This is a genomic window from Elizabethkingia occulta (assembly GCF_002023715.1).
Lineage (GTDB): Bacteria > Bacteroidota > Bacteroidia > Flavobacteriales > Weeksellaceae > Elizabethkingia > Elizabethkingia occulta.
In genome coordinates this window covers 125,224-140,573 of sequence record NZ_MAHX01000002.1, presented here as the reverse complement: position 1 = coordinate 140,573, position 15,350 = coordinate 125,224, and the positions used below count along the sequence as shown (strand labels likewise).

14 protein-coding genes are annotated in these 15,350 nt (G+C 35.5%); 5 read left to right on the top strand and 9 right to left on the bottom strand.

The features are described from left to right. Window positions 1–20: 20 nt before the first annotated feature. The 5 genes from BAZ10_RS00685 to BAZ10_RS00665 form a co-directional block, all read right to left on the bottom strand. Entirely contained in the window at window positions 21–1,316 is a 1,296-nt protein-coding gene (locus BAZ10_RS00685; protein WP_078770391.1) for a serine hydrolase domain-containing protein, read from the bottom strand. 213 nt (window positions 1,317–1,529) lie between these two features. Beyond that, complete coding sequence (locus BAZ10_RS00680; protein ID WP_078770390.1) at window positions 1,530–2,150, bottom strand: SGNH/GDSL hydrolase family protein; 621 nt, start codon at window positions 2,148–2,150, stop codon at window positions 1,530–1,532. Between the two features lie 3 nt (window positions 2,151–2,153). Then, window positions 2,154–2,816 (bottom strand): copper homeostasis protein CutC, encoded by a 663-nt coding sequence (locus BAZ10_RS00675; protein ID WP_078770389.1) that lies wholly within the window; start codon window positions 2,814–2,816, stop codon window positions 2,154–2,156. 17 nt (window positions 2,817–2,833) lie between these two features. Further along, window positions 2,834–3,391, bottom strand: a complete 558-nt coding sequence (locus BAZ10_RS00670) for a hypothetical protein (protein WP_078770388.1) — start codon at window positions 3,389–3,391, stop codon at window positions 2,834–2,836. 22 nt (window positions 3,392–3,413) lie between these two features. Beyond that, on the bottom strand, window positions 3,414–4,409 hold the full coding sequence (locus BAZ10_RS00665; protein WP_078770387.1) for an isoaspartyl peptidase/L-asparaginase family protein: 996 nt from the start codon (window positions 4,407–4,409) through the stop codon (window positions 3,414–3,416). Between the two features lie 118 nt (window positions 4,410–4,527). Here BAZ10_RS00665 and BAZ10_RS00660 point away from each other — a divergent pair, with 118 nt between their 5' ends. The 4 genes from BAZ10_RS00660 (at window position 4,528) to BAZ10_RS00645 (ending at window position 8,211) form a co-directional block, all read left to right on the top strand. After that, window positions 4,528–5,133, top strand: a complete 606-nt coding sequence (locus BAZ10_RS00660; protein WP_245803708.1) for a Crp/Fnr family transcriptional regulator — start codon at window positions 4,528–4,530, stop codon at window positions 5,131–5,133. 186 nt (window positions 5,134–5,319) lie between these two features. Continuing rightward, window positions 5,320–5,649, top strand: coding sequence for a DUF3302 domain-containing protein (locus BAZ10_RS00655; protein ID WP_078770385.1), 330 nt, complete (start codon window positions 5,320–5,322; stop codon window positions 5,647–5,649). Window positions 5,650–5,651: 2 nt separating this feature from the next. Next, window positions 5,652–6,809: an HlyD family secretion protein gene (locus BAZ10_RS00650; protein WP_078770384.1), complete on the top strand. Its 1,158-nt coding sequence runs from the start codon at window positions 5,652–5,654 to the stop codon at window positions 6,807–6,809. Window position 6,810: 1 nt separating this feature from the next. Beyond that, complete coding sequence (locus BAZ10_RS00645; RefSeq protein WP_078770383.1) at window positions 6,811–8,211, top strand: TolC family protein; 1,401 nt, start codon at window positions 6,811–6,813, stop codon at window positions 8,209–8,211. 63 nt (window positions 8,212–8,274) lie between these two features. On the opposite strand, the gene BAZ10_RS00640 is transcribed toward BAZ10_RS00645, so the two are convergent. The 3 genes from BAZ10_RS00640 to BAZ10_RS00630 form a co-directional block, all read right to left on the bottom strand. Then, on the bottom strand, window positions 8,275–10,521 hold the full coding sequence (locus BAZ10_RS00640) for a glycoside hydrolase family 20 protein (RefSeq protein WP_078770382.1): 2,247 nt from the start codon (window positions 10,519–10,521) through the stop codon (window positions 8,275–8,277). A gap of 69 nt (window positions 10,522–10,590) precedes the next feature. Then, window positions 10,591–11,727: an acyltransferase gene (locus BAZ10_RS00635; protein WP_078770381.1), complete on the bottom strand. Its 1,137-nt coding sequence runs from the start codon at window positions 11,725–11,727 to the stop codon at window positions 10,591–10,593. A 123-nt stretch (window positions 11,728–11,850) separates the two neighbouring features. Then, window positions 11,851–12,606: a zinc metalloprotease gene (locus BAZ10_RS00630; protein ID WP_078770380.1), complete on the bottom strand. Its 756-nt coding sequence runs from the start codon at window positions 12,604–12,606 to the stop codon at window positions 11,851–11,853. A gap of 209 nt (window positions 12,607–12,815) precedes the next feature. Between BAZ10_RS00630 and BAZ10_RS00625 the strand changes: the two genes are divergently transcribed. Then, on the top strand, window positions 12,816–14,597 hold the full coding sequence (locus BAZ10_RS00625; RefSeq protein WP_078770379.1) for a DUF4091 domain-containing protein: 1,782 nt from the start codon (window positions 12,816–12,818) through the stop codon (window positions 14,595–14,597). Window positions 14,598–14,730: 133 nt separating this feature from the next. Here BAZ10_RS00625 and BAZ10_RS00620 read toward each other — a convergent pair whose 3' ends face one another. Further along, window positions 14,731–15,162: a hypothetical protein gene (locus tag BAZ10_RS00620; RefSeq protein WP_078770378.1), complete on the bottom strand. Its 432-nt coding sequence runs from the start codon at window positions 15,160–15,162 to the stop codon at window positions 14,731–14,733. Between the last annotated feature and the right edge of the window lie 188 nt (window positions 15,163–15,350).

Below are 15,350 nucleotides of genomic sequence, written 5' to 3'. Positions count from 1 at the left end.
AGAAAATATATTCCATTATTTTATTCCAATCTTTTAGTTTTGAGTTTAACACCCGTAGAAATAATAGTAAGGTCATATTTCTGATTCTGAGTATTTAAGGAGAAATTATAACTATCCTGAGAAGAAGAATTGTCAAAAAAAGTAGTCTCAGTATCAGGATATAGAATTGTTTTTTCATTGTCCTTGTCTGTGATCACCAATTTATGGTTTACTAAAGAGAAAATAAAAATTTGTGAAGGATCTGCCTCTAAAGCATATTTCCCTGTATAACGTTGTAAAATATTTTCCGGCAATGCAATTGCATTACGCTCCATCTTTTCAGGAACCTTATAAGGCTTATTTTCCATCAGATTTATAATATCCGTAGTAATTTGCTGAAAAGGAATATCTGTATAATTTGATGTAAAAATAAAGGTTATACCTGATGATAGATTTTGATAATAATATGCTCTATATCCAGGTCTTCCTCCTGCCTGAGTTAGCGTATTTTCTTTTTCATACATTTTCAGCGCCAGTTCTTTTTTTAGAAATTTTCCTGAAAGTACCTGTTTACTAAAATTATATAAATCGGTAACGGTTGAAAAATAATTACCCGTCTCAAAACGATTGATACTTTCTTTAGAAACAGGGGTTATTTTTCCATTCTCCAAATTATAACCATACGCGAAATGATCAATTTTATTTACAGCATTGAACTCTCCGGTATTTTTCATCTGATATTTCTGCAAGATATTTTTATTCATAAAATCCCAATAATTACCAGATACTTTATCGATTATATAATGAAGTAATAGATATCCTATATTCGAATAAAGAGTCTGTGTACCTGGTTCAAATTGTAATTTTTCTTTTCGGGCAAATTCTATAGTTTGTGCCATTGAAATATTTTCATATTTTTCATAATCTTTCAGCTCCCTTGGCAGACCAGATTGATGATACATAAGCTGCTCGATGGTAATTTTATTTCCATATTCAAATCCGGGAATATACTTATCCAGCTTATCCGATAACTTTAGTTTATTTAGCTCTGCCAGCTTTAGTATAGCATATTTCACAAATATTTTAGAGACTGAAGCTATAATAAATTTGCTATCCCTATCTATTTTCAATCCATTTACATTCTCCGTAATATTATAAGATTTATTCAAAAGGATATTAGCTTTTCTGGCAACAATAACATTTCCATTAAAGTTTTTTATTGCTGTTAAAGCTTTGAAATATTCATCCAACTTCTCACTGTCGGTTTTTGATTGTGCAATGATATTATTGATGTATACTCCAATAAAAAGCATCAATAAGAAAAGGGGCTTTTTCATACTAATATTATGTATTTGTTTTTAACTCTACCATTATGCTTACAAATAAATCAACCCACATTAAACTACTGATTATCAAAGTTATTATTTAATTTCAAATCCAAATATTATTTTTAGAACTATGATGAATTTTATAGAGGGAATGAACCATAGCAAAACAAAAAAAGCTGCTTTCAAAATATTGAAAACAGCCTTTTATATTTTAGAAACTTCCTACAGAAACTTTTCTATAAGAGGTTTTATATGCTCTGAAATAAACTGATAGCCTTTATCGTTCGGATGGACACCATCACCTGATAAAAAGATATCTTTCTCTGCAAAAAACAGATTATATAAGTCTACAAATACAATTCCGTTCTGAGCAGCAAACTCCTGAAGCAGCTCATTGTATTCTGCGATTGCCTGATTAGATCTTTGTTTTCCTGAAGGAACTGTAATACCGTCTATAGCGGAAGCAACCGGCAGAATACTTATGATGTATAAGTTTGAAGTAATCTTCTTTGCTTGCTCTATAACTTCCTGGAGATTGACTCTGAGTTTTTCGGGATCTACCATTCTGTAACCTTCTTTCAGGGCAACATCGTTAGCTCCGTAAGCAAAGAAAATAAGATTCTGATCCGGAGATGTACGTGCAGCAGCTTCTGTGCTGAATCTTTTCACAAGTCCGTTTGTTGTTTCACCACCTATACCCAAATTGAAGACGTTCAGCTCCTCAATATTTTCATTAATAAACCTGGAGTGAAAATAACGTTTCAGTATATCCGTCCAACCTCCTAAGACACCATCATATTCGCCATAAGTAATACTATCTCCAAAGAACAGACAATTGATCATTGCTTATTGTATTACTGTTTTAATAGCTTTTAATTCTGCGGCATCTATATTCTCAGTACCATCTGTGATACAAGCAGAGTGTATAAAGCCAAAATACTTTTTAAGTTCGCCAGCATTAGATGAACGTACTCCGCCTCCTACAAGAATAGTAATTCTGCCATCAGCTTGTTCCTGGATAAGTTTAAGTTTGGATAATCCTTCCATTGCAGGATGTTCTCCTCCGGAAGTCAAAATTGTAGCAAAACCACAATCGATTACATCTTCCAAAGCTTCTTCTTTATCTTGTATTCTGTCGAAAGCCCGGTGAAAAGTACAAGGTAAACCATCTGCTAATTGCACTAAAGCCGAATTTTTTTCTTTATCTACTTTATTATCTTCTGTAAGAAATCCAAATACAAAACCATCTGCACCAGCTTCTTTTAAATTAAGCAACTCCGATTTCATTACTTCAAATTCCTCATCGGTATAAAGAAAACCTCCGCCTACCGGACGAATCATTGTAAAAACCGGTGTTGAAAAACCTGCTTTAAGCTGCTCTAATGTTTCACGATTAGGTGTAAGACCTCCCTCTTCATAGTTCTCACATAATTCAATTCTGTCTGCTCCCTCCTTCGCCGCAATAAGAGCGGACTGCTCGTTGAAACAAGCTACTTCTATTTTTGTCATGAATATTTTTATAGTTTTTATGGTTGGATATCTTCCTGCAATACATCTGCAATCAGGAAGTCATTGTTTTCCTTTATTACTTTCACTTTTATAGGATAACTAAGCTGATGGGAAGCATCGGAAAGAATTACATCAAATAGAAATCCCTCTCCCTTCTGCGAAATCAGCTGACACTTTACAACTTTTATAGAATCCCAATCCTGCCCGGTAATTAAAAAACCAGTACCAACACCAGCTTTACTGGTATCAAATTTGGCTTTCCATTTTTGTTCAAATTCTTTTTTGGTAAGACTTCCATCGACGTCCATATCTACATTCATTGCATCACTTTTGTAGTCATAGTAGTCTTTGGTAGTCATATCCTTCATCATCTTATCCAAATTACCCAAATCTCCGGCAAAATAGTTTTCTATATGTGTCTCCAGCCAATTATGTGCTTCGTCAGTTTCTTTTTTCTCATCATCATATACCGCACTTCCCGATTGCTGTACACTAATTTCTGCAGTCTCTTTTTTAGGCCTTTCTTTGCAGGAAAGGATAGCAAGAGCCCCGATAATAAATATTTTTTTCGTCATATTATGTTTTTATAATGGTATACTACTTCAGAGCAAATCCAGGCTTTTCCAGACGGTTTCCTTTCTGGTCGTATACTGCAAAATTAAACCCGTCCTGGATACAGTAAGCTCCGTATTCTCCTTTTTTATTCAGCGCAATAAAACCTACCTGGATATCTTTAAGATTTTTGCCTCTTCTGTTTACAATCTTTACGATTCTCTCAACAGCCTCTTTACATGCTTGCTGAGGCGTTCTTCCCTGATTCATTAGTTCTACAACCAGGTGAGTTCCTACTGTACGAATAACTTCCTCTCCATGTCCGGTTGCTGTAGCAGCTCCGATTTCATTATCTACAAAAAGTCCGGCTCCGATAATTGGAGAATCTCCTACTCTGCCGTGCATTTTATAAGCCATTCCGCTTGTTGTACAGGCTCCGGAAAGATTCCCCTGTGCATCCAAAGCAATCATCCCGATAGTATCGTGATTTTCAATATTTACAATAGGTTTATACTGACTTGTTTTCAGCCATTCCTTCCATTCTTTTTCAGATTCGGCCGTAAGAAGATTTTCTTTTTTAAATCCCTGAGATAACGCAAATTCTAAAGCTCCATCTCCAACCAGCATTACATGTGGTGTTTTTTCCATTACAGCACGGGCTACAGAAATTGGGTTTTTAATATGTTCCATACATGCAACAGAACCTATATTATAGTTTTCATCCATAATACAAGCGTCCAGCGTTACTCTGCCATCTCTGTCCGGACGTCCGCCATACCCTACACTTCTTTCTGTAGGATCATCTTCTACCAATCTTACTCCTTTTTCCACAGCATCTAATGCTTTACCACCTTTAGATAAAACTTTCCAGGCCTCTACATTAGCATGAAGACCAAAATTCCAGGTAGAAAGGACAATTGGTTTGTTAGTCGTTTTTGGCTCGGAAGTATCTAATAAGTTTTTAGCTTCTAACGGATTAATAGCGATTGCAGCTGTTGCAATTCCCAGTTTTTTGATGAAATTTCTTCGGTTATTGTTCATAGTTTATTGCTTATCTCTTAATACGCTTAACAAATATCTAAAAAAAAATGCTCTGATAAAATTATCAAAGCTATTTAATGAAGTTTATGCTGCATTTTTATTTATCTTTACTCTCATAATGGACATGCTTACTACTTTCAGGAACATTAGCTTCTTCCAGGAAATATCCGACGAAGAAATTAATATTTTAGTGAACATAGCTACCCCAAAACTGCTTCGTAAAAAAGAAAAATTAATTGCTCCGGGGCAATCTTTTAATTATTTTTTTATTCTTTCCAACGGTCTACTCAGATTTTTCTTTGATGATGAAAACGGTGTTGAAAACAATCTTTTCTTACCATCTGAAAAAGAAGCTGCATTAATAGAAAATCCCGAAGCTTATTCTTTTGAGAGCACAACAAAGTACACAATTGAAGCTGTTGTTGATACTCAGATTTTTCTATTCAACAAAAACGAATTTGAAGAAGCTGCTTTCAAGTACAGAGGAATCCATAATCTGTATATAAAATCTCTGAAACAAATCATCAGCATCCTAAAAACGCGCACAGAGCAATTATGTTCTTCATCCCCTCATTCGAGGTACGAAGACTTTTTAAGAGAGCGCCCCTTTACTTCTCAGAATGCCAGCAGAAAGCATATTGCTAACTTTTTGGGCATTACTCCAAATTCACTTTCACGTATGACAGCAAGAATTCACCAGAAGAGAAATCAAAGAAAAAAATAACTTAAGAATATTTTTTCTCATTTTGTTCAATCTATTTTTGCTTACTGAAAACATAAATAAAAATGAGAAGAAAACTGTTTACCAATATTTTAACTGATCAAGTTCATTAGAATTAGCGGAAACAGATCAGGAATTGATTAATTCCATTCTTGTTTACTACAACCTTATCAATATTATTATTTCACTATGCAAAGAATATCCATTTTTCTCTGCCTGCTACTATCATGCAATTTTGTACAGGCAGCATCAGGCAACATTGAAGATAACATAGCTGATTTTACGTCATGGCTAATCCTACTGCTATTGCCAGTTGCAGGAATTTATCTTTTCTGGAAAGTTCATATTTATCCGGAAAAAGTAGCAGAAAAAAAGAACCATCCTCAGCTAAATGCCATTAAAAGCATGTGCCTGTTATCCCTCATATTCGGAGGATTGCTATGGCCGATTGCATTAATATGGGCTAACTATAATTACAAGGATCAAAAAGATAACACAAACACTACTGAAGAAAATTAATTATGCTAGAATTACTTGTTGCTATATACGCCGGAATATGCTGGTTACTTATAAAAAAACTAAAACTTATTCCATGGACTTTTACTACACAGGTAGTTGTTTATTCTCTTCCAATATTTGGAAGCATTGCTTTGATACTCAGTCTTAACTATTACTGTCCCATAACATCTGATGTTAAAGTAGGAAACAGAAGTGTAGATATTACAACCCAAATACTGGGAAAAGTAAAAAAGGTATATGTAAGCACCAATCAGGAAGTAAAAAAGGGCGATACCTTATTTGTATTGGACAGAGAGCCTTTTATACAAGAAATTAAATCTCTTGAGGCTAAATTAAGCAATACAAAGGCTACAGTTAACTCATATAATGCTGACATCCAAGCTTCCCTCAAAAATGTTACAGGATTACAATCTCAGCTGGAACTGGCTAATAAAAGAGTAACCCAATATCAGGAACTCGTTGCCGCCGGAGCAGCTAATAAATTTGATCTGGAGCAGGCTATTACAAATGCTCGTGATTTGCAATCCCGTATAAGTGCCGCACAATCCCAACAACAATCATTAGAAACCAAATATAATGCATCTTATAATGGAGAAAATTCTTCGATATCTGAAATTCAGGCAAAACTGGAGCAGGCAAAATGGAATCTTTCTCAAACCGTTGTTTTAGCACCTACAGATGGGATAATCCCTAACGTTCAGCTAAACGAAGGTGCAATTATGGCACCTTTCAAATCTGCTTTTGTTCTCATCCAGAAGCAACAATCTGTAATTGGATTTTTTGCTCAGAATGAATTAGAAACAGTAAAAAAAGGAGATGAAGTCGAACTGGCTCTCAAAACCGAACCGGGAAAAGTTGTCAAAGCCAGATTAGAATATGTAATTGATGCTACCAGTCAGGGTATTATGAATAATGCAGGAGGAATGCTGGGAGGAAATGGTTCTACTGCAGGGCTGCCAGACACTGCCAGAGTACTACCTGAAACAGATGGAAAACTTATTGCAAAATTTGTTTTAGAAGATAGTCAAAAACAGCTAACTGTTGGTGCAAGAGGAACAGCCGTAATATATTCCGATCATATAAAACCCTTGCATCTTATCCGAAAAGTAATGGTCCGTGTGAACAGTAAAATAAACTTCCTGATTCCTAAACTACACTAACATGTATAAAAAGTTAATTATATCGGGGATAATTTCCGTGAGCTTAACGTCTTGTATAGGATACAAAGAAGCAACGAAAGAAACAACAGACCATTTAAAAGAAAAAAATCAAATAATCTCCAATATTAAAATTCCTGATGATTGGATTTTCAACAGAAATGTGATGTCTGATTCATTTTCTTATGAATGGATTAACGACCTTAAATCTCCGCAATTAGAAGCACTGATTAATGAAGGAATGCTGTATAATGCAGATATTATCATTGCAAAAGAAAGACTTAATCAGGTCGAATTAGCAATGGAAATTGCAGGAACCGACCTTTATCCAAGCATTAATGCCGTTGCTAACACATCTAATAACCTTATCAGTGGCAGCCAGATTAGAAGTCTGGCTCTGAAAGCCAATTGGGAATTAGACATTTGGGGAAAAAGAAAATCTTCACAAATGGCTAGTACAAGTGATTATTTTTCAGCAGTACATCAAAATATTCTGCTACGCCAGTCCATTGCCGGTATGATAGCCAAAGCTTATTTTCTGAATATTGCAGGTAATATTCAGGAAGATATAATTGAAAGTCATATTCAGCAATCACAGCAATTGGAAAAATTATATAGCATACAGAAAAAGGTAGGTACAGCTAATGCGCTGGATTTATCAAATATATCGGCTGAGATTATTTCTTTGAAAGGATATCTGGAAAAGGTAAAAAATGCCAATATACAATCCAGAAGAACTCTTGAATTGCTTACAGGAAAATACCCTGAAGGAAAACTAACAACACAGGATTCTTTTAATCCTGTAAAAAATAAAATTCCAGAATCTATCCCATTAAGTCTTTTAGAAAAAAGGCCTGATATACTGGTTCAGCATTTCAAAATAGAGAAAGCCTTCTATGAAGTACAGCAAGCCAATGCAGCAAGACTTCCTTCTCTTAATATAAATGCGTCTTTTGGGACTGCAGGAAGTAATGTAGATGCTATAAATTCTTTGTTTTCCAATCCATTATTAAAAGTGGGTGGCGGGTTGGCTTCTCCGTTATTTAACAATGGTAAACTAAAAAAGAATGTAGAGATAAAAAATTCCCAGCAAAAGCAGACCGTAGAAGAATATTCAAAAACAGTTCTGAGTGCTTTGAATGAAACAGAATCAGCTTTAGCAAATTTACATTCTGTCGAAAAACAAATTGGCTATAGTCAAAACGCTATTGACGAACTTAAAAACAATATTACATTAACTCATAAACAAATAAAAGTGGGTACCAGCAATAGTTTTGTACTAATCCGAAAACAACGGGATCTTCTTAAAAATGAAATGAGTCTCATTAATCTGGAACTGCAAAACAGAATAGAACGCATCAATCTGTACATGGCTTTAGGCGCAGAAAACCTCATATCATTATAATTTTTTCAAAAAAAAGAGTCAGATAATCTGACTCCTTTTCTATATAAATTGCTATATAAATAATTAATTCACTGCAATTTCATCCACAAATAACCAAGCATTGTTACCTGCTCCCGCTTTTCCGTCAGGAACTTTTCCCATGTTTTTAATTTCCACTTTTATAAACTGTGCTGTTTGTTTTGGGAAACTCATGGTAATAACTCCGTTACTCTGCTGGATAGTAGCAGCATCTACTGCTTTTACTTCTCTAAAGTCTGTCCCGTTATCAGAAACATAAACTTTAGCAGCTGATGGCCAGTAGATCCAGCTTCCCGGTCGTTCCAATGTAGAAAACTGAACACTAGTAAAATCTGTTTTAGCACCAAAATCTATAGTTGCTACAACATCTTTACCGGAAAAACCTAACCACGATTTACCATGATTCTTCATATTTCCACGGATCCCATCCACAAGAGAAGCCGCTCCACCTGTTGAATAAGCTTCACTAGGTTGTTTCTCCAACGTGATTTTCTTTCCTGTAGATTTAGTGATCAGAAAGTCCTGACTTGTTACTGCGCTTGCCTTTTTTCCATTCTCGAAATATGCAGACTTTACAGTCATTGTTTTATCTACCTGAATTGGCTTACTGTATACATTAGATTGCAAAGTAGGCTCTGATCCGTCTGTTGTATAACGGATATTCTCTGGCTGATTTGCAGAAGTAAGATTATAAAAAACTTTTCCGTCTTTAGATGTCGATTTACCATCTACTTCATAAATCGCTTTACTATAATCAATTCCTTTTCTGTCCAGAATTTTAAAGTGCTGAATAACTCTGCTTTCAAAATTTTTGTATTCATTCGGATTAGATGTTCCCCAGGCTACTTCAGAAAGAGCCATCATTCTTGGGAAGATCATGTGTTGTACATGTTTGAAATCCAGAATATATTCTGTCCATAGATTTCCTTGTGTTCCCCAGATATATTTTGCCTGCTCTGGAGTCAGTTCTTTCGGGATTGGATTATAAGCATATACTTTAGGCAGTCTCAGGTCACCACCAATAGCAATTGGTTCTGTATCCGGACTTCCCTGATAGTAGTCAAAATAATTAGTAGACGTAGGCGTCATAATAGCTTTATGACCAGTCTTAGCAGCATGTATTCCACCTTCAATACCTGTCCAGCTCATTACTGTTGCATTTGGAGCAAGACCTCCTTCCAGGATTTCATCCCAACCAATAATTTGTTTTCCCTTGGAGTTAATGCATTTCTCCATACGGGTCACAAAATAACTTTGAAGATGAAGTTCATCTTTAAGATCCAGTTTCTTGATCAGATCCTGAGCAAACTTACTTTCTTTCCAACGTTTTTTCGGAGCTTCGTCTCCGCCAATATGAATATATTTGTATGGGAATAATGGAATAACCTCATCCAGTACGCCTTCTAAAAATTTAAATGTTTCCTCTTTAGGACAGAAAATATCTTCCATCACTCCCCAGGTTTTTCCAACTTTAAATGGACCTTCTGTACATGCTAAGTTAGGATAAGCGGCTAAAGCTGCCTGAGCATGTCCTGGCATTTCTATTTCCGGAATAACATCGATATGAAGCTTCTTTGCATAAGCTACAACATCTTTAACCTGCTCTTGTGTGTAGAAACCTCCATATCTTTTATCATCGAACTTCATGTCAATATAACGGCCAACCTGTGAGCCGTCTCTCCACGCGCCAATTTCTGTAAGTTTAGGATATTTTTTTATCTCGATTCTCCAACCTTGGTCATCGGTAAGATGCCAGTGGAATTTATTGTATTTATAAGCTGCAAGATAGTCCAGATAATTTTTAACTTCTTCTGCATTGAAGAAATGACGGCTTACATCAAGCATCATCCCTCTGTAAGCAAATTTTGGATAATCTTCAATCTCTAAATAAGGAATTTTCAGATCATCTTTATGCTCTTCTACAAGTTGCAAAAGAGTCTGTACACCATAAAATAATCCCTGATTATCGTATCCGGCGATATTAATCCCTTTGTCATTAATAGTTAATGTATAGTATCCCTCCTTCTGTTTTGCATCTTTTTTCAGAAGTGTAAAGGTCACATTAGCTTTTGGAGATAGTTTATAGTCCTGTCCGGTAATACTTTTCAGTTGCTTCTGTAAGTACACTGCCTCCGGAACAGCTTTGGAAGACTGTATAGAAATATTACTAAAATTATAGGCAGATTGCTGAACTGTTATTTTCTGGGGTTTAGGAATAATTGAGTTTTGCCCGTATGCTGCTGTCCCCATAGATAAAGCAGCCAACAGGACCATGGAATTTAGTTTTTTCATATTACAGATTTTAACCAAAGATAGTTTAATTTTTTTTTATTCTTAGTAACGATTGACTCAAGAGGCCAATTACTTCACAAAACGGCTTGTTATTTTATTAGAACCCAACAATATTGTTACCCCGTAACTCGTCAGGAAGCTTACAATAGCAATACCCAAAATCTTGGCTGTTGCAGGAAGAAAATCCAGATGAAGAAACACATCTGTAAATGCCTGTACCAAGATAAAATGACAAAGAAAAATACCAAATGTCTCCGATGATATATTCTTCAGTATTTTGGATTCTTTGATATTGATTTTTTGAAAAACAATGAACATTGCAAACGTCATCATTGCGACGTTAATATTGCAGAAGTACCATACAATTTCCAGATTGGCATAACTAGCCGGAAAATACTTCTGGGTAATCAGAAAGCCTGCAAAAGTAATTGCAAACCCTATAATAAACAAAGGTATGGCAACCGAAAGTGTTTTACTCCATGTCCAGTTCAGTGGATACTTTACCAGATAATATGCCAGAATAATATAACCTAAAAATCCGGAAAAGTAGTAAAAAGTTCCAAATTCATTCCAATTACAAACACCCCAAATACCTGAATTATCATAATTACCTGTATATCCCAGCAAAGGAGCAGCCATCTTGATATATGGTGCCATAAGAGATACACCCCAGAAGGCCAGAAAAATACGGATATCTTTAGCCGAAGCAGTATTTAGCCATACGCCTATAATCGGAATAAAAAGATAAACACCTATTAGCATATAAAGATACCACAAGGGTGTTGTGTCATAATTAAAATTAAAGACTGATGTTCCTATCTTTTTTAGCGTAGCCTGCCATGTAAAATTAGAAAGATCAATAACCGCGCTGTTACTTGCCTTTATATAATTAAGATACAGGAAAAACAGCAAAGGCAAAACAATGGACCAGAAGATTAAAGGGATTACAATGCGTCCGATTCTTTTTTTGTAGAATGTAGATAAATCTGTTGTTACAGGAAATAATAGAATTCCGGACATCATTGCAAAAAGCGGAACACATGGTCTTACAAGACTGCCCCAGAAAACTCCGGTATGAAAGCTGAAACTATTATCAAAAGATCCGACAAAGGCATCGCAACTGTGTGAAATAATTACCATAAAGCACGCAACAATGCGCAGCAAGTCTATCCAGGGAATATAGGCTCGTCCTGTCTGAGTTTTCATATCGATTAAATTAGTTTTAACCCCACTAAAATAGTGCTTAAAAATGAAACTACAACGCTAAATATCTGCCTTCACCCAAACTAATGAGCAAGTCATTTTGTCCTGAACAATATTCAAACCCAATTAGCGCCCTCCATTTGCTCTTAAATCAGCCTTGCAATTATCATCTAACTGCGGAATATTCCCTGCATTAAGAAAGCCTAAAACGTCTGTAGTTTCCGATGCATAGTACATCAGGCAGCTTTTATTATCACAATGGTTTCCATTATTCGCATCTTTATGGTTTATCTGCATTTTTGATCCTAAATCTACCAACCCCAGTAGATGACCTATTTCATGCTCCAATACTGTAGCTTCCAGTTTTGATCGGCTTACCTGACCAAACCCTCCGGAATTATCACGAATTGTTTTCCCCATCAATGCTACTGAAGTATTCCGGTAAGCAATTCCGAGTGTATTGGCACCACCAGAGTATTGCCCGTTAGTATAAATAATATTTACAGCCAGTGTACTTCCGGTTGTAAAAACTGTACGGTTACTATTTTCAATTTGTCGGATTTCTTCTGCAGATAAATTTCCTGATGATGCTGCAGAAATTTCCTTTTGCCGGATTGTAATACCACCGTCTTTTTTCAGTGTGGCCGATAAAAAACTCTTAAGGCTCTCTACTGCCTGAGCATCGGGTGCGTATCCCGGCATATATTGTATTTCTATCTGCAACGAGTTATACCTGTTATTACTTAAAAAATCATTAGAAGAAGCTCCAACAGAGCGGGTATGATTATAGTCCGATGATCCGTTACTAAACCCATCATTACTATTACTACAGGATACAATAAAAATCATAATTACGGATAATGCAATAAATTTTCTCATCATTTCAGTTATTTTACAGGTTATATTTTATTTCAATAAAAGATTAATCATACAACTTCAAAATTAATTAAAAAGTATACAAATTGAATAAATTATCAGAGGTTGAACTGAAACTTTATAATTTAGAATCTTCATTTAACTATAAAACAATTTGTTATATAAGGCGGTTTTCTATAATTTTATCCGACTAAACCATGACCATTTAATTAATTATGAATGAGATAAGATTGTATGCACTTTTTTGTCTAAGTGCTCTTGCAGGATTTCCCAGTATGACACCTGCCCAACAGACAGCATGGAACAAAGGCCAGACCTTTACAGAAGCTTCTATGAAAACAAAGAATGCCGAAGAAACATGGAAAGGTATTTCCCCGGGCTTACACAGTTCTTTTGTGAGTATTGATAAACGTTATAGTAAAGATCAGGCACCTGTCATTATAAAGAACAATACTATATACTTAAAAGGATGGAAAGGAGAACGTTTGTCTGCTCAGGTATTACTTTGGACAACTGATCCCATTTCGGATGTCAAAGTACAGGTATCCGATTTCTCCTCTAAAAACGGAAAGAAAACAGCACCTTCAGGTTATGCCAGATTCGAACGTTATGTTATAACAGATGAATTTGGTCCCGGATGCGGATGGAGAAAACCTCAGGATTTCAGTGCATCTTTATCTCCGGATATGCTGGATGACCTTACGTCATTTAACATAGAAAAAAAAGAAGTAAGACCTGTATGGATTACAATAACAATCCCAAAAAATGCAGAAAAAGGCACTTATAATGCTAACGTACAGATCACTTCTCCTACGACAAAACAGCAGGAACTCAATATATCTCTGGATGTTATCGACATGGTTCTTCCGGAACCTTCTAAATGGACATTCCATCTCGACCAATGGCAACATCCCTCAGCTGTAGCCCGCGTTAATAATGTACCAGTCTGGAGCGATGAACACTTCAAAGCCCTAAAACCACAAATGCAGATGTTAGCCAATTTAGGCCAGAAAGTAATCACTACTACACTAAATAAAGATCCATGGCATGTTCAGACCCAGGATCCTTATGAAGATATGATTATCTGGACAAAAGAAAAAGACGGAAGCTGGTCTTATGATTATACGGTATTTGATAAATGGGTTTCCTTCATGATGGATCTGGGTGTCAAAAAGATGATCAACTGCTACTCTATTGTTCCGTGGAATAACGAAATCCATTATAAAGATGCTGCCACAGGTAAATTTGTTGACGTTGTAGCCAAACCGGGTACAGATGAATTTGTAAAGATTTGGGAGCCTTTCCTTAAAGATTTCGTAAAGCACCAAAAGAAAAAAGGTTGGTTGGAAATCACCAATATAGCTTTAGACGAAAGAGACAAGAATGAAATGGGTGCAGCCTTTGCCCTTATAAAAAAAGTAGCACCTGCTTTGGGAGTTTCTTATGCAGACAACCAACAAACTTTTAAACGTTATCCTGACAGCAGAGATGTGAGTACAGCTGTACAGCATCCGTTATCATCTCAGGATTTAAAAGACCGTAATTCCAGAGGACTGAATACAACCTTCTATGTTTATTGCGGCAATAATTTCCCTAATCAGTTTACCTTCTCGGATCCTGCAGAATCTACATATATGGGTTGGTATGCAATGGCCGCAGGATATAATGGCTCATTGCGTTGGGCATTCAATTCCTGGGTAGAAAATCCATTGGTAGACTCAAGATTCAGAACATGGCCAGCCGGAGATACTTATATTGTCTATCCACAAGCCAGAGGATCTATTCGCTACGAGCGATTACTAGAAGGTATACAGGATTATGAGAAAATATCGATTGTAAAAAAACTTTTAAAAGCAAAAAAAGATACAGGAAATCTCAATGCTCTGGATTTAGCTATCAGTAAACTCAATAATGACAAGCGACATGCCGGCTGGAATCAGGATCTGAATGCAGCTAAAGAACTACTGAACAAGATATCTGAATCGTTGACTAAATAAACTACTAACCGCAAAAGGTTCAAATGTTTTTTCTGAAAATGCAGAACTTTTTTGAGCCTTTTGCGGTTTATAAAATTTTATACTCAAGTCTATTTTTATTTCTTGGAAAGCCAGGAACAAAAAACAGATTAAACTATCTAAGTAATACTGAATAACGAGGTATTAGTCCGTATGATGTAGTTTGTTTGAAAACAATAGTATCTTCCCCGTCTACATTTAGCTTTCCTTCTGCTACAACAGAACCTTTCTTGTCTTTGAATTTGATATACGCCACACCTCCTTTCACATACCCATTAACAGTCCATGTTAGCTTTTTTGCTTTTTTTCCAAAAGTACTGTAATTAGCTACCCCCTCTATATTAGTTCCTTTTTGTAAAATATCAAAAGCCAGAACTCCTGTTTTTTCTCCCTCGCTGGAGTATTTTCCTGCAAAACGATCAATCTCCTGCTTAGTACCTGTACCCGATTGCAGATCTCCGGAAAAGATATGTACCGGTTGTATTTGTGCTTGCGATGTAAAACTAAATGAAAGAATGGTAGCAATAGCAAAAAAACTTTTTTTCATATTATATATTTATGTAATTAAAAATAGATGTTTACAATTATAAAATTACAAATTAATTATTAAGTTCTATACTGTACCAAAATAGTATTTTTTAATATCCAGTAAAGATCATTATTCAGTAATTGGATTAATTACATCACACAAAAATTCTTTATCAAAAGATAATTTTTCATTCAGAATACCTATCC